The following is an 18,862-nucleotide window of genomic DNA, read 5'->3' on the forward strand; positions in this document are numbered from 1 at the left end:
TGGAGACCCATGACCGGACAGAGCGATCCCGCCCGGCGGTTCACCGTCTCGATCGGCCTGCACGGAAACCTGATCGTGGCCCATGCCAGCGGCGACCTCGACTACCGTTGCGCCGACCTGCTGCACCGGCAGGTCGCGGACGCCTGGCAGGTCGCTCCCTCCGTGGGTCTGGTGCTGGACCTGGGCGGCCTGACGTTCTGCGACTCCATGGGGGTGGGCGTGCTGGTGCTGCTGCTGAACCAGAGCCGCGCGCAGCGCTCCCCGCTGGTCCTGTCGAACGTGCCCGCCCGGGTGGAGCGGATCCTGTCGCTCAGCGGTCTGCTCGAGTCCTTCCACGTCGAGCCGTCGGTGGAGGCGGCCATCCAGGCGGCCGACCCCCGGCACGGCTTCGGCGGGTGAGTCACCTCACGGGCACCGGCGGGCGCGGCGCCGTCCGTTCCTGCCGGGCGGCGGCGGCGCGCAGGGCCCGGTAGAGCACGCGGGCGTCGCCCAGCCGGTGGCGCAGCAGCCGCTCCAGGCCGCCGATGGGGACGAGGTTCTGCGGGGCCCGGGGGTCCTTGTAGCCGACGCCCGCCAGGGGCGGCAGGGCCTGGGTGACCGAGTCGGCCAGCCGTACCAGGGCGTCCAGGTGCAGGTCGGCGCTCGCCTCGCAGCGTACGACGCCTGCCCAGGGCATGCCGGAGGGCGCGGGCAGCCGCACGTACCAGGCGTGGCGGCGCCAGCTCGTGCCCATGAGGAAGACCGGGGTGCGCTCGCCGGGCCGCAGCTGCGACACGGTGGCGGCCTGCGGCGCCGGCAGGTAGGCCGTGTGGTGCGTCTTGATGTAGCCGACGGTGCGCGGCAGGTGCATACGCCCCCGCAGCGGGCCGTCCACCAGCAGCAGGTCGTCCTCGTCCGCCTCTGCCCTGTGCCGGATCGCCAGGTCCACCTCCAGCTGGGCGAGATGGCTCTGGAGCGCCAGGACCAGGTCGTCCATGCCGGAGCGCGGCGCGCGGCGGGCGCGGTAGCCGCCGGCGGTGGTCACGATGTCGGTCGCGTCCGGCGACGCGCTGAACAGGGACCGGCTCACCTCCACGGCGACCGGCTCGGCGGGGATGCCGGGGACGCAGCGGACGATCCCGGCGGCGCAGGACGCGGCGATCCCCGGCGTCGGGCCGCGGTCGCCGGGCGCGGACATCCACACGCGGGCGTCGATCCGGCGGACCCCGTCGGCGATCAGCAGGACTTCGGGCGGCGGGGTGCCGGGGTCGGGCATGATCGGGCGCCACGCGGCGGCGGGCCGCTCGACGTCCAGGTCGAGCTGCGCGCTCGTGGCGTCCAGCTCGGCCAGCGCCTCGGCGTGGAGCGCGGCTGTGTAGCCGGGATCCCACGGGTCCACGGTGAAGGCGCTTGTCATGCGGTCGCCCTGTGCAGGTGTGATCCTTTGGCGTCACGGCGGACCTCGAAGCGCACCGGGATGCGGTCGGCCAGCGCGGGCACGTGGGTGACCACGCCCACCATGCGCTCGCGCCCGCCGGCCAGGCGTTCGAGGGTGGCGGCGACCGTGTCCAGGGTGGCCGGGTCGAGGCTGCCGAAGCCCTCGTCCAGGAAGAGCGAGTCGAGGCTGCGCGCCGCCGTCGCCGACAGCCCCGCCACCTGGTCGGACAGGGCCAGGGCCAGGGCGAGCGCCGCCTGGAACGTCTCGCCGCCCGACAGGGTGCGGGCGTTGCGCCGCATGCCCGCCTCGGCGTGGTCGATGACCTCGATCTCGTTCCTGGCGCCGAGTGCCAGCTCGTACTGGCCGTCGGACAGCTCGCGCAGGGTGTCGGAGGCGGCGGTGACGAGCAGGTCGAGCGCCTCGGTGCAGAGCCAGCGCTCGAACGCGTCCGCGCGCAGGCACTGGGCCAGCTCCTTGGCCACCCGGGCCCGCTCCTCCTCGGCCGTGGCCCGCTCGGCGAGCTCCCTGGCGGTGGCGCGGTTCTCCCTGACCCTGGCCAGGTGCGCCCGCGCCTGGGCGATCGCCGCCGCCACGAGCTCCCCGAGCCGCCCGGCCGCCTCCCCTGCAGTCACCTGCCCTGCAGCCGCGCTACCCGGAGCCGCCTTACCTGGACCCGCCTTACCTGGAGCGGACGGCTCCGCGGCGGTTCCGGAGGCCTCCACGCCGTGTTCGGCGAGGCGGGCGACCACGGCGGACCAGAGCGTGCGCGCCCGGCGTTCGGCCTCGGCGACGCGTTCGTCCCGCTCCTCCAGCGCCGCGCGTTCCCGGTCGGCGGCGCCGGCGCGCCAGGCGAGCAGTGCTGTCCACGCGTGGTGGAGGTCGTCGCGGTCCAGGGGCGGCGCGCCGAGCGGCACCACGGTGTCGCGGGCGGCCTCCAGGTCGCGCCAGAGCCGGTCGGTCCTGCCGGTCAGCTCCTCGGCGCGCCGCTTGGCCGTGGCGAGCCGCGCCCGGGCGTCCCGCGCGGCCTGCCTGAGTTTGGCGGCACGCCGCTCCGCCGCCCGCACGGCCGCGAGCCGCCCCTCCAGGTCGTCGCGATCGACGCCGGCGAGCTGATCGGCCTGTCCATGCAGGCCGGGCTCCGCGAACGCCGCTCCCGCCGGGGCGGCCGGATCGGCAGTCGTGCGGGTGGCATGGTCGGCCAGCTCGCGGGCCGTGCGGATGGCGCGGTCAGCCGGCTCACGGGCCGTATGGGTGGCATGGTCAGCCAGCTCGCGGGCCGTGCGGGTGGCGCGGTCGGCCAGCTCACGGGCCGTGCGTTCGAGGTGGCGGGTCTCCGCCTCCGCCTCCGTGCGGCGGGCGCGCGCCTGCTCCGCCTCCTTGCGGCACGCCTTGACGTGCCGCTCGGCCGCCCGCAGGTCCGCCGCCGCCGGGTGGTGCGGCAACCGTTCGACGGGCCGCAGGCACGCGGGGCACTCCTGGCCGACGACCAGGCGGCGGGCCAGCTCCGCCCCGGCGTGGGCGTCGCGCAGCCGGTCCCTGGCCTCCTCGGCGTCGGCGAGCGCGGCGTCGAGGGTGCGGGCGCGGGCGGCGAGCGGTTCGAGTTCGGCCCGCGTGCGGGCGGCCCGCTCCTCGACGGCCCGCAGCTCGGCGACGGCCCGTTCGTGCTCTTCGACCGCTCTGAGCAGGTCCATCAGCACCTCGGGATCGTCCAGGTCGGCCAGCTCGTCCTCGGCCCGCTGCTCCTCCGCCTCGGCGGCCTCGACGTCGCCGGCGTGATCGCGCACCTCCCCCGCAGCCGCGCGGACGTTCTCCGCCAGGGTGGGCACCTCCGGCGGCATGGCGAGGCGGCTCAGCGCGGTGACCCGCAGCCGGACGGCCTCCCGCTCCTCCGCCAGGCGGCGGATCTCCTCGGCCGAGCTCCTGAGGGCGTCCAGGTCGCCCCTGACCTGCTCGTCGAGAGCGCGCAGCGAGGCCAGCCGGGCCTCGGCCGCCCGTTCGGCGGGCTCGTCGGCGTCGGTGAGGCGGGCCAGCCGCTCGCGGGCGAACGTGGCGGCCTGCGCGGCGCCGCTCTCCTCCTGGACGGCCCGCTGCCTGACCCGCTCGTAGACGTCGGCGTCGAGCAGCTGCACCAGCAGGTCCTGCCGTTCGCGCGGCTGGGCGTGCAGGAACTCGGCGAACCTGCCCTGCGGCAGCACCACGCACTGGGTGAAGAACTTGTACTCCAGGCCGGTGATCCGCTGGACCTCGGCGGTGACGGCGGCGCCCTCCGCGACCGGCCGGGCGACGGCGCTCATCAGCTCGTCCAGCCCGGCCGTCGCCGGGACGGACGGCACGAGCTCCTCCAGCCGGGCCTCGGCGGTGTGCACCTTGCCCTTGGCGTCCCGCTTGAGCGCGCGGACCACGGCGTACCTGCGGCCGCCGGTCTCGAAGACCAGCGCCACCTTGGCGGCGACGGCGGACGGGGCCAGGGCGTGGGCGATGACGTTCTCCTTGCCCCAGCGCGGCACGGTGCCGTACAGGGCGAAGCAGATGGCGTCGATCAGCGTGCTCTTGCCCGCGCCGGTCGGTCCGACGAGGACGAAGTAGTCGACGTCGGAGAAGTCGACCGTGACGGGCTCGCGGAAGCTGCCGAAGTCGTCCAGGTGCAGTCTCAGCGGGCGCATCAGCCGGTCACCTCCTCGTGGAGCCGGTCGAACAGGGCGGCGACCTGGTCGTTGTCGCGTCCGGCGCCGGACAGGTAGTCGCGGAACAGCTCGCGCGGGCCCCGCGCGGCCCCGGGCGCCGGGGTGCGGCGGGGGTCGCGTACGGGCTGGAAGCGCTCGTGCACGGTCACCTCCAGCGCCGTGGGCAGGATCTCGCGCACGGTCTCGGCCAGCCCTGGCCGGGGCTTGTCCGCCACGATCACCCGCAGCCACGTCTCGGTGAGGTCGGCGGCCATGGCCTCCAGTTCCTCCAGCGTGCCCGTCCTGGTGGCCAGGGCGCGGGCGGCGGAGATCGCCGCCTCGCGCACCACGGCCGGGCGGCCGGGCTCGACGGTGACGAGCAGCGCGCCCGGCGTGTTGTCCTCCTCGCCGAAGTCGACGGCGAGGGGCGAGCCGCTGTACCAGATGGGGCAGGGGCCGGGGATCTGCTGGCGGCGGTGCAGGTGGCCGAGCGCGGCGTACTGGGTGGTGGCGGGGAACGCGGTGGGCTCGAAGTAGTAGGAGAAGATCGACTGGGCGCGGCGCTCGCCGCCGCCGAACCGGCCGCTGGGGAGCGTGCCGTGGGTGGTGACGAGGTTGACGGTGCCGGCCTCGAAGCCGGCGGTGAGTGCCTGGACGAGCTCGGCGACGCGGGCGGCGTAGTCGCGGTTGTGCTCGGCGGGGGTGCCGGCGAGCACGTCGGCGGCGCGTACGACGTACCGGTGCGACAGGAACGGCAGCGCGGCCAGCCGCACCGGCTCTCCCGAGCGGGCCGTGAAGGAGAGCGTGCCGCCCTGGTCGGGGCGGCGGAACGTGCCGACGACGTGGATGCCGAGCTTGCCGAGTATCGGCCGGTACACCTCCAGGAGCTGCGGGTTGTCGTGGTTGCCTGCCAGCACCACGACGTCGCGGCCGCCCTCGCGCAGCGCGAGCACCGCGTTCAGCACCAGCGCCTGCGCCTCGGGGGTGGGGGCGGAGGTGTCGAAGAGGTCTCCCGCCACGATGACGGCGTCCACGTCCTCCTCGCGGGCCAGCGTGACGAGCTCGCGCAGCACCGCGCGGTGCTCGTCGGTGCGGGAGCGGCCCTTCAGTACCTTGCCGACGTGCCAGTCGGCGGTGTGCAGGATCTTCACGGCGAAGCGTCCTTAAAAGGGAGGGATGTCGTCGTCGGCGCCGGGCAGGCCGGCGAAGGGGTCGGCGCCTCGTGAGGCGATGGCGGGCGGTTGCGCCGCCTCGGCCGGGCGGGTGGCCCAGGCGGGGAACGGGAAGGTGACCGCGAGCGGCACGGGGATCTCCGGCTGGGTCACGAACATCGTGCCCGGCCGGGCGATCGTGGCACGTTCCCTGGTGGTGGCGGGGAGCCAGCCGTACTCGGGGCGGGTGGCCTCGGCCGGGTCGAGGCGGCCGGCGACGCGGACCGCGCAGTTGGCCACAATGCGGCGCTCGACCTCGGAGGCCGTCTGCTGGGCGCCGATGAGGATCACGCCCAGGGATCGGCCGCGCTCGGCCACGTCGAGCAGGATCTCCTTGATGGGCGACTCGCCCTCGCGGGGCGCGTACTTGTTCAGCTCGTCCAGCACCACGAACAGCAGCGGCCTGGCCGTGCCGGCGCTCTCCTTGCGGGAGAACTCGCCGCGCAGCGTCACGCCGACGACGAAGCGCTGGGCCCGCTCGGGCAGGTTGTGCAGGTCCACGATGGACACCTGGGCGTCGGAGGTGCCGATCGAGTGCGGCCTGCCGCCGGGCAGGTCGCCGCGGACGATCGGCGACAGCGGCCGCACGGCGCTGCGCAGCCGCCGCAGGAACGCGTTCACGGTGCCGAGCGGGGTGGGCGCGCCCGTCCACGCGGCGCGGGCGCCCTCGTCGGAGAGCTGCCCGGCGACGAAGTCGACCAGGTCGGCGAACGTGCGGCAGACCGGGCCCGCCTCGCCGTCGGGGCGGCGCACGCGGACCGCGCCCCCGTCGCCGGCCGGCTCGGCCCAGGACTGGAGGCGGGCCGCGACCTGGCCGACGAGCAGCGAGTACTGGGCCCGCTCGTCGTCGGCGTCGGTGAAGGCGAACCGCAACAGCTCCTCGGCGCAGAACTCCGCCAGCGTCCAGTAGTAGGCGCTGACCGCCCGGGTCCTGGCCTGGACGTTGGGCACGCCGTTGGGGTCGCCGGGGCGGGGCGGGGCGAAGACGTGGACGCTGCCGAAGGGGGCGGCGGGCAGGCCGAGACGGTCGTACTGGGCGCGGGCGGCGGCGTCGAGGCGAGTGTTGGCGTGGTCGAGGAAGAGCAGGTCCTCGCCTTTGACGGAAAAGATCAGCGCTTTGGTGTTGGCGGCCTCCGCGCCCAGCACTCCCGAGTTGAAAATGGAATACAACAGGAATGTGGCGAACGACGTCTTCGTCGCCACTCCGGAAACGCCGGAGATCGACACGTGCGCGCCGCGGGTGCCGTCGAGAAAATCGAAATTCACGTACATCGGCCGGCCGTCGCGGCCCAGCCCCATGGGAATGCGCCGGTCCATGACGTCGAAGTAGAGCGCCTGGTCGCGGTCGCCGGCCTGCGCGCGGTAGGCGAGCGCGCCGGGCAGCGGCGGGACGAACACCTCCGGCTCGACCCTGGTGACGCGCACCTCGGCGCATTCGACGACGGCGGCGGGCAGCGCGCCGTCGGCGATGAGGAACACGTCGGAGGCGAACGCGGCCCCCTCGTGCCTGGCCTCGACCGCCGAGACCACCCCCGCGACCAGCACCGGCCCGAAGCCGGGCGTGTCGCGCCTGGTCACCACCACGTCGTCGAGCTGGACGACGCGGCCGGGCTCGAGGCCGATCCAGAACGACAGAGGCGAGGCGGCCTGAGTGCCGAGGACCCGGCCGATCGCGTCTCCCGACGCGGCGGCCCCTTCAGCCACCACCTCCGCCTTTTCGATCACAAGTGCGCTCCCGCCCCAGGGGTTTCTCTTTCGTCCTTCCGCTGAATCCTAACTATCGGGAAAAAGTTCCTCGTCCCGTTCAATTGATCGTTTCCGGCATGTGCCCGCCGGGCGGAGCGGTCACGAGCGGCGGATCTCCCCAGGGCGTTTCGAGTGCCGCGCGCAGGGCCGTGGCCGCCGTTTCGCCGAGGCGGCGCGCCAGGACGTCCTCCATGCCGGCGATGCAGCGCTGGGCCAGTTCGTGCGCCCGCCGCCCCTCGGCGGTGGTGCGGATCAGCCGGGCGCGCGCGGAGGACGGGTCGGGCACCTGCTCCATGAGGCCCGCGTCGATGAGGCCGTGCACGGCCTGGTGGGCGCTCTGCCGGGTGACCCCCATGCGCCGGGCCAGCTCGGACACCGTGGTGCCCGCGTCGTCGAGCGTGGCGAACACCCAGGCCTGCGCGATGGTCAGCGGGCGCTCGCCCGCGGCCTCCATGCTGGCCAGGAGCCCTTCGTCGAACCAGCGCTTGGCCTCGGCCAGGTGCTGCGGCAGGTTGCGGGCGGGCTGGGTCATGTCTGTGTGCGGTCCAAGTCCTCGTCGGTACGGCGTCTTGCCAAAGTCTCCCACCCCTCCTACTGTCAGGTAGCCTGACAATACCGCCTCACCTGGAGGTTTCCCCGCATGACCATGGAATACGCCACCGCCTACCGCACCCGCTCCGCCATCCCGCCGGACCCCGGCAGGCCGTACTTCGTCGAGAAGGGCATGGGCGACCGGGCCCATCTGTTCGGCGACCTGATCACGGTCTACGCGGGCGGCGAGCAGACCGAGAACACCTTCAACTTCTTCACCTGCGAGGGCCCCCAGGGCAAGATCATCCCGGCGCACCTGCACGCGGACACGTACGAGGTGTTCTTCGTCACCCAGGGCGCGGTGCGGCTGTTCGTCGAGGACCTGGAAGGGCGGCAGCAGGAGAAGCTGCTGACCTCGGGCGACTTCGGGTTCGTGCCCAAGAACTGCCCGCACGCCTACCGCATCGAGCGCCACCACAGCCAGATCGTCGGCGTGGCGGCGGGGCCTGGCGGCACGTTCGAGCGCTTCTTCGAGTCACTCGGCACGCCCACCGACGAGCTCGGCCTGCCCGCCGCGCCGTACGTGCCGGCGCCCGAGAGGTTCGGCACCGTGCCGCAGCGCTACGACGTGCGCTTCCTGCCCGATCACGAGTGGCGCGCGTGACCGTGCCACTGCTCAGGGCCCTGCTCGCCGGCGTCCTGGTCGGAGCCCTGTACGCGGCGCTCCGGGTGAGGTCGCCCGCCCCGCCGCCGCTCGCCCTGATCGGCCTGCTGGGCATGCTGCTCGGCCAGGCCGCCCTGGGGGCCCTGTGAAGGCAGGCCCGGTGAAGGGGTTCGCCGGGCGGGCGGCCGTCGCGTTCGCGGCCGGGCTGCTGATGGGCGCCGTCTACTGGGCGCTCGGCGTCGCCTCGCCCGCCCCGCCCCTCGTCGGGCTGGCCGGCCTGGCCGGCATCCTCATCGGCGAACGCGCCGTCACCGCCGCCCGCGCCCGCCGCGCGCGTACCTCTGGAGAAGACCTGACATGTCCGGACTGATCGACGTCCACGCCCACTTCGCCACCGATTCCTACGTCAGCCAGGCCAGAGGGGCCGGCCACGACCTGCCCGACGGCGTGCCCGCCTGGCCCTCCTGGTCGGCGGCCGGCCACCTGGAGCTCATGGACCGCTCGGGCATCGAGCTGGCCGTCCTGTCGGTGTCCTCGCCCGGCGTGCACTTCGGCGACGACGCCGCGGCCCGCCGGCTGGCCCGGGAGGTGAACGAGGACGGGGCGCGGGTGGTCCGGGAGCATCCCGGGCGCTTCGGGCTGTTCGCCTCGCTGCCGCTGCCGGACGTCGAGGGGGCGCTGGAGGAGCTCGCGTACGCCTTCGACGTGCTGCACGCCGACGGCGTCGTGCTGGAGAGCAACGCCCACGGCGCCTACCTCGGTGACGCCCGGTTCGAACCGGTCTTCGCCGAGCTGGGCCGCCGCGGGGCCGTGGTGTTCGTGCATCCCACCTCGCCGGTTTGCTGGGAGCGGTCGGCGCTGGGGCGGCCCCGGCCCATGATCGAGTTCGTCTTCGACACCGCCCGGTCGGTCACCGACCTGCTGTTCGCGGGCACGCTGGAGCGCCATCCGGGGCTGCGGGTGATCGTGCCGCACTGCGGGGGCGCGCTCCCGGTGCTCGCCGACCGGATCAACGGGTTCATGCGGCTGTTCGCGCCGGGCGACCGGCAGGCTCCGGACGCGGTCGCGCAGTTGCGGCGGCTCTACTACGACACCGCGGGGCCGGCCCTCCCGCGCCAGCTCCCCGCGCTGCTGAGCCTGGCCGACCCCGCGCGGGTGCTCTACGGCAGCGACTACTGCTGGACGCCCGCCGAGGCCGCCGCCGAGCACGCCCGCGCCTTCGCCGCCGCCCCCTCCCCCGTCGAGGGCGAGACGTGGCCGTCCCTGACCACGGCCAACGCCCGCGCCCTGCTCGGAGAAGGCGGTGCCCGATGAGCTTTCCCGTGGAGCTGCTCGCGCCGCCCGACCCCGCCGTGCTGCCCCTCCCCCACCCCGCCTTCCCGGCGCCCGGGGTGCGGCTGCTGCGCGGCGCCGTCTACGGCGTGCCCGACGGAGGGCGGCCGCTGGAGCTCGATCTCTGGCTGCCCGAGGAGGCCGCGGAGCCGCTGCCGGTCGTGGTCTTCGTGCACGGCGGCGCGTGGCGTACCGGTCTGCGCGACGATCCGGGGCCGCGCTTCCGGGCGTGGCGGCCGGGGCCGTTCGCCCGGCTGGCCGCGGCCGGGTTCGCGGTCGCCTGCCCCGGCTACCGGCTCAGCGGCGAGGCCCGCCATCCGGCGCAGCGCGACGACGTGGCTGCCGCCCTGGCGTGGCTGCGCACGCGGGCGGGCGAGCTGGGCCTCGACCCCGGCCGCACGGTGTTGTGGGGCGAGTCCGCCGGCGGCCACGTGGCCGCGCTGACCGCGCTCACCCGTCCCGCCGGGGTGGTGGGCTGCGTCACCTGGTACGCGCCCGCCGAACTGGACACCACCGCCACCGACCCCGGCACCTTCGAGGCCCGCATGCTCGGCGCCGCCCCGGCCGCCGACCCGGCACGGGCCCGCGACGCCAGTCCCGTCGCGCACGTCACCCCGCAGGCCCCGCCGTTCCTGCTCCTGCACGGTGCCGGCGACACGATCATCCCCTGCGACCAGTCCGTACGGCTCGCCACCGCCCTGCGGCAGGCCGGCGTGCCCGCCGAGCTGCATCTCGTCGAGCAGGCGGACCACCTGTGGGTCGGCGCGGACGAGGCGGCCGTCGAGGAGTGCTTCGCCCGCACCCTGGCCTTCGCCGCGGCCCGAGCCCACCTCGGCCCGAGACCCTGACCCAACGCCTGCAGCGCGAGATCAGGCTGAGACCCTGCCCCTCGCCGCGACCAAGCCCGCACGGCGAAATCCGGCCGAGACCCTGGCCTTACTAAGGCGACCGCCTTAAAGTTGGGGCGAGTTGTCAATGACCTGGGGGCCGCGATGACCTTGCCGGACTATCCCTTCGACCGTGACACCACGCTGGAGCCGCCCCGCGAGTGGGCCGACCTGCGCGACCGCTGCCCGGTCGCGCCCGTGCGGCTGCCCAGCGGCGACACCGCCCGGCTGCTCACCCGCTACGACGACGTGCGCACCGCGCTCACCGACCCGCGCTTCCACCGCGGCGGCCCCGGCGCCGCCCGGGTCGCGACCACCCAGGACGGCGGCATCTTCAACCGCGCCGCGTCGGGCACCGACATGCGGGAGGGCGAGGGTCACCTGCGGTGGCGGCGGCTGCTCGGCCGCTCCTTCACCATCAAGAAGATGGAGGCCTGGCGGCCCCGCGTGCAGGCGATGACCGACGAACTCGTCGACAACCTGCTCGCATCGGGCTCCCCGGCCGACCTGTCTGCCCGGCTCGCCCTGCCGCTGCCGGTCCGCGTCATCTGCGCCCTGGTCGGCGCGCCCAGCGGGGACCAGGACAGGTTCGCCCACTGGTCGCAGGTCATGCTCACGCTGACCCGCTACGGCCAGGAGGAGGTGGAGCAGGCCTACCGCGAGTTCGACTCCTACGTCTCCGACCTGGTGGCCGCCAGGCGCGCCGACCCGGGCGACGACCTGCTGAGCGAGCTGACCCAGATCTCCGACAGCGAGGACGGCCGGCTCAGCCACCAGGAGCTCATCGCGACCGTGCGGGCGCTGCTGCTGGCCGGCCACGAGACCACCTCCAACATGATCGCCATCATGGCGGCGATGCTGCTGTCGGAGCGCGAGCGCTACCAGGCGGTGATCGACGACCCGGCGCTCGTCCAGGGCACCGTGGAGGAGGTCCTGCGCCTGGACACCACGCTCAGCGTGATCGGCTTCCCCCGGGTCGCGGCCGAGGACGCCGATCTCGGCGGCGCGCGGGTGCCGGCCGGGTCCACCGTCATCCCGTGCCGCCCCGCCGCCAACCGGGACCCGAGCAGGTTCGACGAGCCCGAGCGGTTCGACCCGCGCCGGCCCAACGCCGCCCAGCACCTGTCGTTCGGCGCGGGCGCGCACTACTGCCTGGGCCAGCCGCTGGCCCGCCTGGAGCTGCAGGTCGTACTCGGCACGCTCACCCGCCGCCTGCCCACCCTCGCCCTGCGCGACGGCGTGGACGGCCTGCGCCTGCGCAAGGGGCTGCTGTCCGGCGGCCTGGAGAACGTCTGGGTCACCTGGTGACCGCGCCCCGGGTGGCGGCGGCGCGCTCGCTCGTGGCCAGAAGCCTGATCATGGACACGGCGGAGCGGCTGTACGCCACCCGGGGGCTCGCCGCGGTGTCCCTGCGGCAGATCGGCGAGGCCGCGGGGCAGCGCAACAAGTCCGCGGTGCAGTACCACTTCTCCGGCCGGGACGACCTCATCAAGGCGATCCTGGCCGAGCACGCCGAGGCGATCGAGCGGCACCGGCTGGCGATGACGGCCCGGCTCGGCGATCCGGAACGCCTGCCGCTGCGGGAGCGGATCGGCTGCATCGTGCTGCCGCGCATCGAGCACCACATCGAGCTCGGCGTGCCCTCCTGGTACGGGCGGTTCCTCGCCCAGGTCACGGTGGAGCCGGCGCTGCGCGAGTACGCCGTGCGGGCGCACCTGGACACGCCGTCGCTGCGCCGCCTGCACGACGCCGCCGCCGCCGCGGGCCGCTTCACCGCCCGCGGGAAGGACATGACGCGCCAGCTCATCGTGCACATGTCGGCCGAGCTGGAGATGGAGCTGGCGCGGGAGCAGCCGGACGCCGGCGTCGCCGCCACGGCCTGGCGCCGGCTCGGCGACGACCTCGTCACGGCGATCAGCGGGCTCGCCGGCGCGCTGGAAGCAACGGCCGGAGCGCCGGCGCGGCGTGGCCGCTGAGCGCGCCCTCGGCCCGCGCTTCTGATCAAGTCGATTGACTTAATTAAGCGGGTTGGCTTAGATGTGCGCAACCTACTTCTCTGGAGACCACGTGACCGTCGAGCAGGTTCCGCACTACCCGTTCGCCAACCCCACCGCGCTGGAGCCGCCGCAGGAGTGGGCCGAGCTTCGCGGCGGCTGCCCGATCGCCCCGATCCGGCTGGCCAGCGGTGACCAGGCGCTGTTGCTGACCCGCTACGACGACGTCAAGCAGGTCCTGTCCGACCCGCGCTTCACCCGCCAGCTCGACGCGCCGGACGCCGCCCGGGTGACCGCCAACGAGTCCGGCGGCGTGTTCGGCAGCGGCGGCAGCAGCATGAGCGGCGAGGAGCACCGGGCCTGGCGGCAGCTGGTGGGCAAGGCGTTCACCGCCAAGCGGGTCATGGCGATGCAGCCCAGGATCGAGGCCATGGCGGTGGAGCTGGTCGAGCGGATGGCGGCCGAGGGGGCGCCGGCCGACCTGGTGGGCAACGTGGGCTTCCCGCTGCCGGTGTGGGCCATCTGCGACCTGCTCGGGGTGCCCGACTCCGACCGCGAGAAGTTCGCGCACTGGTCGGACACCATGCTCAGCATGACGAGGTACGGCCAGGAGGAGATCGACACCGCCCAGGCCGAGTTCGACGGTTACCTCGTCGCGCTGGTGGCGGCCAAGCGGGCCGAGCCGGGCGACGACCTGATCAGCGAGCTGCTGGCGATGGTGGAGGGCCTGGACGGGCGGCTGACCGAGCAGCTCATGCTGGGCACCGCCAAGGGCCTGCTGGTGGCCGGGCACGAGACCACCGCCAACATGATCGGCAAGATGGTGGCGATGCTGCTTGCCGACCGCACGCGGTGGGAGGCGCTGCTGGCCGACCGCGCGCTGATCCGCACGGCGGCGGAGGAGGCGCTGCGCTTCGACGCCAACCCCGGCTTCGGCATGCCCCGCTACCTCAGCGAGGAGGTCGAGGTCGCGGGCGAGAAGCTGCCGGGCGGCACCACCGTGATCTGCAGCATGGCCTCGGCCAACCGCGACGAGCGGCAGTTCGAGGCGGCCGGCGAGATGCGCCTGGACCGCTCGCCGAACCCGCACCTGGCCTTCGGCGCGGGCCCGCACTCCTGCATCGGCCAGGCGCTGGCCCGCACCGAGCTGCAGACCGTGCTGAAGGTGCTGCTCGACAAGCTGCCTGCGCTGGAGCTGGCCGTCCCCACCGTCGAGCTGCGGCGCCGCGAGGGCCTCATCGTGGGCGGGCTGGAGCGGGTCCCGGTCCGGTGGTGAGCCCGGCCACCAGGGCCGAGCGGGCCCACGAGACCCGCGAGGCCATCCTCGACGCCGCCGAGCGCCTGTTCGCCGCGCACGGCGTCGGCGAGGTGTCCAACCGGCAGATCAGCGAGGCGGCCGGGCAGGGCAACCACTTCGCCGTCGGCTACCACTTCGGCACCAAGGCGGGCCTGGTGCGGGCGCTCGTCCGCCGCTACACCGTGGAGCTGGAGGAGCGGCGGCTGCGGCTGCTGGAGGAGATCGGCGCCTCCGGCGACCTGCGCGACTGGGTGTCCTGCCTGGTCCGGCCCGCCACCGACCACCTCGACGCGCTCGGCGTGGCGAGCCGTCGGGCCCAGTGCATGGCGCAGATCAACACCGTGCCCGCCCTGCGGCAGATCGTCATCGACGAGTCCGCCGCCACCCCCTCCATGCGCGCCACCCTCGACGGCATGCTCCGCCTGCTGCCCGGCCTGCCCGAACAGGTACGCCAGGAGCGCGCCGGCATGTCCCGGCTGCTGCTGGTACACGCGCTGGCCGAGCGGGAGCGCGCCCTGAACGAGGGCGAGCCGACCGCGAGCACCACTTGGGACGCCGCCGCGACCGGCCTCATCGACGCCCTGACCGGCCTCTGGCTGGCCCCCTCCACCACGAGAACGGATCACTGATGCGCGGACTGAACGGCAAGCGGATCGTCGTGGCCGCCGGCGCCGAGGCCACCGCCTAGCGGATCACCGCCGCCGGCGGCACCGCGGTCGCGGCGGCGTTCCCGCTGCCGGACGACGCCGGGTGGGTCAACGGCCAGACGTGGTCGATCGACGGCGGCGGATCCCTTCACGACTGATCCGGCACCGGCAGGCCCAGCAGCGGCCGGAGCAGCGCGGCGGTGCGCGCCTCGGTCGCCGACGGGCCGGCGGAGCGGGCGAGGTCGCTCACGATGTTCAGCGCCGCGTGCGTTCTGAAGCGGATCCCGGACGGCCCTTCCCCGGGGCGGACCTGGGCGACCAGCCCGGTCCAGGTGTCGACGTGCCGCCGCTGGGCGGCGCGTAGCCGCCGCAGGTCGGCCGGGGGCAGGTTCTCGCTCTCCGAGAGATAGACGGCGGCCAGGTCGGCCTGGGCGAAGGTGGTCCCGACGTAGGCGTCGATCAGCCGGCCCAGGGCCTGGGCCGGCGTGCCCGCATCGGCGAGCGCGGCGGCCGTCGTGTGCTCCAGGCGGCTGGTGGCCCGGTAGTACGCGGCGGCCAGCAGCTCGGCCTTGCTCGCGAAGTGCGTGTAGACACTGGAGGCGTTGATCCCGGCGGCCTGGCCGATGTCGGAGATGCTCACCTGGTGGTAGCCGCGTTCGCGGAACAGCCGGATCGCCTCGGCGAGCAGCCGCTCGCGGCGGGGCAGCAGGGCGAACCGGTCCGGCTGGTGACCCCGCGGCGACGCCTGGGGCGGCGGCGCGGGCAGGTCCGCGTCGATGAGGACGGCGACGCCGTCGAGGAGCGTACGCTCGGCCTTGGCCCTGGACAGGCTCGCGCGGTGCGTGGCGGGGCTCGCGATCACGCTCAGCGTCGCGGAGATCAGCAGCGCGGCATCCTGTCCGGCGAGCCCGGGGCGGGCCTGCAGCAGCAGCTCGCGCAGCGTGCGCACGGCGCCGTCGAACGGTGCCGCCAGCGCCGCCCGCTCCGCGGCCTCGAGATGGCGGCCTTCCCACTGGTAGAGCCGCGCCACGGCGCGCCTGTCCAGGGTGTAGCGGACCAGCGCCAGCAGGGCGGCGTGCAGCCGGTCGGCGGGGGCGGCCTCGTGCGCGCCGGAGCGCACGCACTCCGCGAAGCGCAGGCCCAGCTCCTTGACGGCCGCGGCGAGCACGGCCTGTTTGTTCGGGAAGTGCCGGTAGATCGCCGGGCCGGTGACGCCGATCTCCTGGGCGATGTCCTCGATGCCGACGTTGTGGTAGCCGCGGGCGCAGAACAGCTCCGCGGCGACGAGCGCGATCGTCTCCTTGCGGTCCCTGGGTCTGCGGCGCTGGGTGGTCGGCACCGTCCGAGTGTAGCGAGCCGTGCGGTGACCGGGGAATCGTCCTCTATCAGATCGTGACAATGCTTCTAGCTGGATAAATAAGAAAATAAGTAAGTAGTGATTCGGATGCATTGACAGTAGAACGATGTTCGGGTTCTGATGGGTGCGCTCAGTGCCCAGGCGAAGGGAGCGTTCGATGGTGACGGAGGAGGACGTGCGCGCGGCGGTCGGGGCGCACACGGTGCCGGAGCTGCTGCGGCGCAACGCCGACGAGCACGGCGGGCTGCCCGCGCTGACCGGAGCCGACGGGATCACCTGGACCTGGCGGGAGCTGTACGAGCGGGTGCAGGCCGCGGCAAACGGGCTGCGGGCGCTGGGGCTGCGGCGCGGCGAGCGCATGCTCATCGGCATGTCGAGCCGCCCGGAGCACTGGGTCGTCGACCTGGCCGCGGTCGAGCTGGGCGCGATCCCGTGCACGACGTACGCGACGCTGAGCCCGGAGCAGATCCGGCAGGTCGCCGTGCACAGCGGGGCCGGCGTGGTCGTGCTGGAGGGCCCGGCCGAGCTGGCGCGCTGGGAGCTCGCGCTGGCCGGGATGCCCGCGTTGAAGGGCGTCGTGGTGGTGGAGGAGGCGGGCGGCGCCCGCACGAGCTACGCCGATCTGCTGGCGGCCGGGCCCGGCGAGCCCGCCGGCGTGGCGGCCGGCCAGGACGACCCGGTGGCGATGATCTACACCTCCGGCACGACCGGCGACCCGAAGGGGGTGGTGCTGTCCCATCGCAACGTGCTCTACCAGTGCGCGCTCCAGGAGCTGGTCCAGCCGGCGCCCCCGCATCCCAGGACGGTCGCGTACCTGCCGCTCGCCCACATCGCCGAGCGGGTGCTCGGCATCTACCTGCCGCTCTACACCGCGGGGCACGTGACGATCTGCGCCGACTCCACCCGGCTGCTCGCCACGCTGACCGGGGTGCGGCCGCAGGCGTTCTTCGGCGTGCCGCGCGTGTGGGAGAAGTTCGCGGCCGGGTTACAGCAGGCGCTGTCCGGTCTGGACGGCGACGCCCGCGACGCGGTCGGCCGGGCGAGGGAGCTGGCCGCCGAGGCGTACCGGATCCGCGCCACCGGCGCTCCCCTGCCCGGCGAGCTCGCCGGGGCGCTGGAGCGCGCCGACCGGGCGGTGCTGCGCCCGCTGCGGGAGCGGATCGGGCTGGCCGAGGCGGCCCGGCTGGGCAGCGGCGCCGCACCCGTCCCCGCCGAGGTGCTGGAGTTCTTCGGCAGCCTCGGCATGACGATCATGGAGGTGTGGGGGCTCAGCGAGACCACGGGCGCGGCCACCAGCACGTTCCCTGACCGCTACCGGGCCGGCACGGTCGGCCTGCCCATGCCGGGGATGGAGGTCCGGCTGGCCGAGGACGGCGAGGTCCTGGTGCGCGGGCCGCTGGTGTTCCCCGGTTACCTCCGGCAGGACGGGCGGATCGAGCCGGTGGTGGACGCGGACGGCTGGCTGGCGACCGGCGACATCGGCCGGTTCGACGAGGACGGGCTGCTGCGGATCGTCGACCGCAAGAAGGAGATGATCATCACCTCGAGCGGCAAGAACATCGCGCCGAGCGCGGTCGAGTCGCTGCTGCGGGCGCACCCGCTGATCGGCTACGCGGTCGTGGTGGGCGATCGCCGGCCGTACCTGACGGCGTTGCTGATGTTGGACGAGGAGGCCGCGCCCGCCTGGGCCGCCGCCCAGGGCCTGGCCGCCGTGGAGCTGAAGGAGCTGGCGGCGGAGCCGCGCGTGCTGGAGGAGGTGACGGCCGCCGTCGAGCGGGCGAACGCGGCGTTGTCACGGCCCGAGCAGGTGAAGGCGTTCCGCGTCCTCGACCACGCGTGGAGCCCGGCGGGCGGGGAGCTCACCCCTTCGCTGAAGCTGCGGCGGCGCGTGATCGAGCGGCGCTACGCCGAGGTGATCGAGGAACTCTACGCGGAAGGTTCGTGACCTTGACCTTGACCCTGACCCTGACCGATGAGCGGCGTGACTTCGTGGCCGCGATCGAGGACTTCTGCCGGCGCGAGGCGGGCACCCGCGAGCAGTGGCTGAAGCTGACCGACGGCGGCGCGGAGCCGCACAACGCCGAGCTGTACGGGAAGATGGCCGGGCTCGGCTGGCTGGGCGTGGCCGTGCCCGAGCAGTACGGCGGCGCCGGCCAGAGCATGGTCGACCTGCTGCTGTTCCTGGAGACGACCGCCTACTGGCAGGTGCCGATCGGCGGGTTCGCCACGTCCGCCATCACCGCCGCCTCCTACGAGAAGTTCGGCAGCGAGGAGCAGAAACGCCGCGTGCTCGGCGACTTCCTGCGCGGCAAGGTGCTGGCGGTGTCGATGTCGGAGCCCGACGCCGGCTCCGACGTGGCCGCGCTGGCGTGCAGGGCCGAGCCCCGGGACGGCGGCTGGGTGATCAACGGCCAGAAGACGTGGTGCTCCAACGCGCACCTCGCCGAGCACATCCTGCTCGTCGCGCGCACGTCCACGTCCGGCGACCGGCACGACGGGCTCACCATGTTCTCGGTGCCGGCCGGGGCCGGCGGGCTCGTGGTGCGCGGCATCGAGACGATGGGCGGCCGGGAGGTCAACGACCTCTACCTCACCGACTGCTTCCTGCCGGGCGACGCGGTGGTCGGCCAGGTCGGCCAGGCCTGGCGGCAGCTCATGGCGGGCCTGAACCTGGAGCGGATGATCCTGGCCGGGCTGATGCTGGGCACCGCGCGCCGGGTGTTCGACGACACGGTGGCCTACGTACGCGAGCGCCGGCAGTTCGGCCGCCCGGTCGGCAGCTTCCAGGCGCTGCGGCACCGGCTCGCCGACCACGCCACCGAACTGGAGTGCACCCGGCTGCTGGTGCACGACGTGGCGCGGCGGATCGAGGCCGAGCCGGAGCGGATGTTGCCGCGCGAGGCGTCGATGGCCAAGCTGAAGGCCACGGAGCTGGCCAAGGCCCTGGCGCTGGACGGCATGCAGATGATGGGCGGCTACGGCTACGCCACCGAGTACGGCATGGAGCGCCTGCTGCGCTCCACGGTGGTGTCCACCGTGTACGGCGGCACCAGCGAGATCCAGCGCGACATCATCGGCAAGTCCTACGGGCTCTGAGGCGGTGCCCCCCGGAGCCG

The 18,862-nt window shown here is 74.2% G+C and carries 18 protein-coding genes; 12 read left to right on the top strand and 6 right to left on the bottom strand.

Features of this window, described 5'->3' with window-relative positions; all coding sequences use genetic code 11:
- Nucleotides 1-9: 9 nt before the first annotated feature.
- Nucleotides 10-399, top strand: a complete 390-nt coding sequence (locus AB0I79_RS39315) for an STAS domain-containing protein (protein ID WP_357884676.1) — start codon at nucleotides 10-12, stop codon at nucleotides 397-399.
- 1 nt (nucleotide 400) lies between these two features.
- On the opposite strand, the gene AB0I79_RS39320 is transcribed toward AB0I79_RS39315, so the two are convergent.
- The 5 genes from AB0I79_RS39320 to AB0I79_RS39340 form a co-directional block, all read right to left on the bottom strand.
- A complete protein-coding gene (locus tag AB0I79_RS39320; RefSeq protein ID WP_357884678.1) occupies nucleotides 401-1,396 on the bottom strand; it encodes a hypothetical protein in 996 nt (331 codons plus the stop codon).
- On the bottom strand, nucleotides 1,393-4,080 hold the full coding sequence (locus AB0I79_RS39325) for an SMC family ATPase (RefSeq protein ID WP_357884680.1): 2,688 nt from the start codon (nucleotides 4,078-4,080) through the stop codon (nucleotides 1,393-1,395). The genes AB0I79_RS39320 and AB0I79_RS39325 overlap by 4 nt, the downstream gene beginning before the upstream one ends.
- Nucleotides 4,080-5,231 (bottom strand): exonuclease subunit SbcD, encoded by a 1,152-nt coding sequence (sbcD, locus tag AB0I79_RS39330; protein ID WP_357884682.1) that lies wholly within the window; start codon nucleotides 5,229-5,231, stop codon nucleotides 4,080-4,082. Before sbcD ends, AB0I79_RS39325 begins: the two co-directional genes overlap by 1 nt.
- A 12-nt stretch (nucleotides 5,232-5,243) precedes the next feature.
- The gene (locus AB0I79_RS39335) at nucleotides 5,244-7,016 is read right to left on the bottom strand and encodes an ATP-binding protein (protein ID WP_357884684.1); all 1,773 of its coding nucleotides are present in this window, start codon (nucleotides 7,014-7,016) and stop codon (nucleotides 5,244-5,246) included.
- A 79-nt stretch (nucleotides 7,017-7,095) separates the two neighbouring features.
- The gene (locus AB0I79_RS39340) at nucleotides 7,096-7,569 is read right to left on the bottom strand and encodes a MarR family winged helix-turn-helix transcriptional regulator (RefSeq protein ID WP_357884686.1); all 474 of its coding nucleotides are present in this window, start codon (nucleotides 7,567-7,569) and stop codon (nucleotides 7,096-7,098) included.
- A 108-nt stretch (nucleotides 7,570-7,677) separates the two neighbouring features.
- Between AB0I79_RS39340 and AB0I79_RS39345 the strand changes: the two genes are divergently transcribed.
- The 9 genes from AB0I79_RS39345 to AB0I79_RS39385 all read left to right on the top strand — a co-directional run bounded on the left by AB0I79_RS39345 (nucleotide 7,678) and on the right by AB0I79_RS39385 (nucleotide 14,371).
- Nucleotides 7,678-8,232, top strand: coding sequence for a quercetin 2,3-dioxygenase (locus AB0I79_RS39345; protein WP_357884688.1), 555 nt, complete (start codon nucleotides 7,678-7,680; stop codon nucleotides 8,230-8,232).
- Nucleotides 8,229-8,381, top strand: coding sequence for a DUF1427 family protein (locus tag AB0I79_RS39350; protein WP_357884690.1), 153 nt, complete (start codon nucleotides 8,229-8,231; stop codon nucleotides 8,379-8,381). The genes AB0I79_RS39345 and AB0I79_RS39350 overlap by 4 nt, the downstream gene beginning before the upstream one ends.
- Nucleotides 8,382-8,392: 11 nt before the next feature.
- Nucleotides 8,393-8,602: a DUF1427 family protein gene (locus AB0I79_RS39355; RefSeq protein ID WP_357884692.1), complete on the top strand. Its 210-nt coding sequence runs from the start codon at nucleotides 8,393-8,395 to the stop codon at nucleotides 8,600-8,602.
- Nucleotides 8,590-9,546 (top strand): amidohydrolase family protein, encoded by a 957-nt coding sequence (locus AB0I79_RS39360; protein ID WP_357884694.1) that lies wholly within the window; start codon nucleotides 8,590-8,592, stop codon nucleotides 9,544-9,546. Before AB0I79_RS39355 ends, AB0I79_RS39360 begins: the two co-directional genes overlap by 13 nt.
- Nucleotides 9,543-10,412: an alpha/beta hydrolase gene (locus tag AB0I79_RS39365; protein ID WP_357884696.1), complete on the top strand. Its 870-nt coding sequence runs from the start codon at nucleotides 9,543-9,545 to the stop codon at nucleotides 10,410-10,412. The genes AB0I79_RS39360 and AB0I79_RS39365 overlap by 4 nt, the downstream gene beginning before the upstream one ends.
- Before the next feature lie 144 nt (nucleotides 10,413-10,556).
- Nucleotides 10,557-11,759, top strand: a complete 1,203-nt coding sequence (locus tag AB0I79_RS39370) for a cytochrome P450 (RefSeq protein WP_357884698.1) — start codon at nucleotides 10,557-10,559, stop codon at nucleotides 11,757-11,759.
- Nucleotides 11,756-12,427, top strand: coding sequence for a TetR family transcriptional regulator (locus AB0I79_RS39375; protein WP_357884700.1), 672 nt, complete (start codon nucleotides 11,756-11,758; stop codon nucleotides 12,425-12,427). Before AB0I79_RS39370 ends, AB0I79_RS39375 begins: the two co-directional genes overlap by 4 nt.
- Nucleotides 12,428-12,488: 61 nt before the next feature.
- Nucleotides 12,489-13,721, top strand: coding sequence for a cytochrome P450 (locus tag AB0I79_RS39380; RefSeq protein WP_357884702.1), 1,233 nt, complete (start codon nucleotides 12,489-12,491; stop codon nucleotides 13,719-13,721).
- The gene (locus tag AB0I79_RS39385) at nucleotides 13,718-14,371 is read left to right on the top strand and encodes a TetR family transcriptional regulator (RefSeq protein WP_357884704.1); all 654 of its coding nucleotides are present in this window, start codon (nucleotides 13,718-13,720) and stop codon (nucleotides 14,369-14,371) included. The genes AB0I79_RS39380 and AB0I79_RS39385 overlap by 4 nt, the downstream gene beginning before the upstream one ends.
- Nucleotides 14,372-14,537: 166 nt before the next feature.
- On the opposite strand, the gene AB0I79_RS39390 is transcribed toward AB0I79_RS39385, so the two are convergent.
- Nucleotides 14,538-15,728 carry a TetR/AcrR family transcriptional regulator gene (locus AB0I79_RS39390; protein WP_357884706.1) on the bottom strand — a complete coding sequence of 397 codons (1,191 nt, stop codon included), beginning with the start codon at nucleotides 15,726-15,728 and terminating at the stop codon, nucleotides 14,538-14,540.
- Between the two features lie 175 nt (nucleotides 15,729-15,903).
- Between AB0I79_RS39390 and AB0I79_RS39395 the strand changes: the two genes are divergently transcribed.
- Nucleotides 15,904-17,691 carry an AMP-dependent synthetase/ligase gene (locus AB0I79_RS39395; protein ID WP_357884708.1) on the top strand — a complete coding sequence of 596 codons (1,788 nt, stop codon included), beginning with the start codon at nucleotides 15,904-15,906 and terminating at the stop codon, nucleotides 17,689-17,691.
- Nucleotides 17,692-17,693: 2 nt separating this feature from the next.
- Nucleotides 17,694-18,842, top strand: coding sequence for an acyl-CoA dehydrogenase family protein (locus AB0I79_RS39400; protein WP_357884710.1), 1,149 nt, complete (start codon nucleotides 17,694-17,696; stop codon nucleotides 18,840-18,842).
- Nucleotides 18,843-18,862: the final 20 nt, after the last annotated feature.

The organism is Nonomuraea sp. NPDC050202, from assembly GCF_040656115.1.
In the GTDB taxonomy this organism is placed as follows: domain Bacteria; phylum Actinomycetota; class Actinomycetes; order Streptosporangiales; family Streptosporangiaceae; genus Nonomuraea.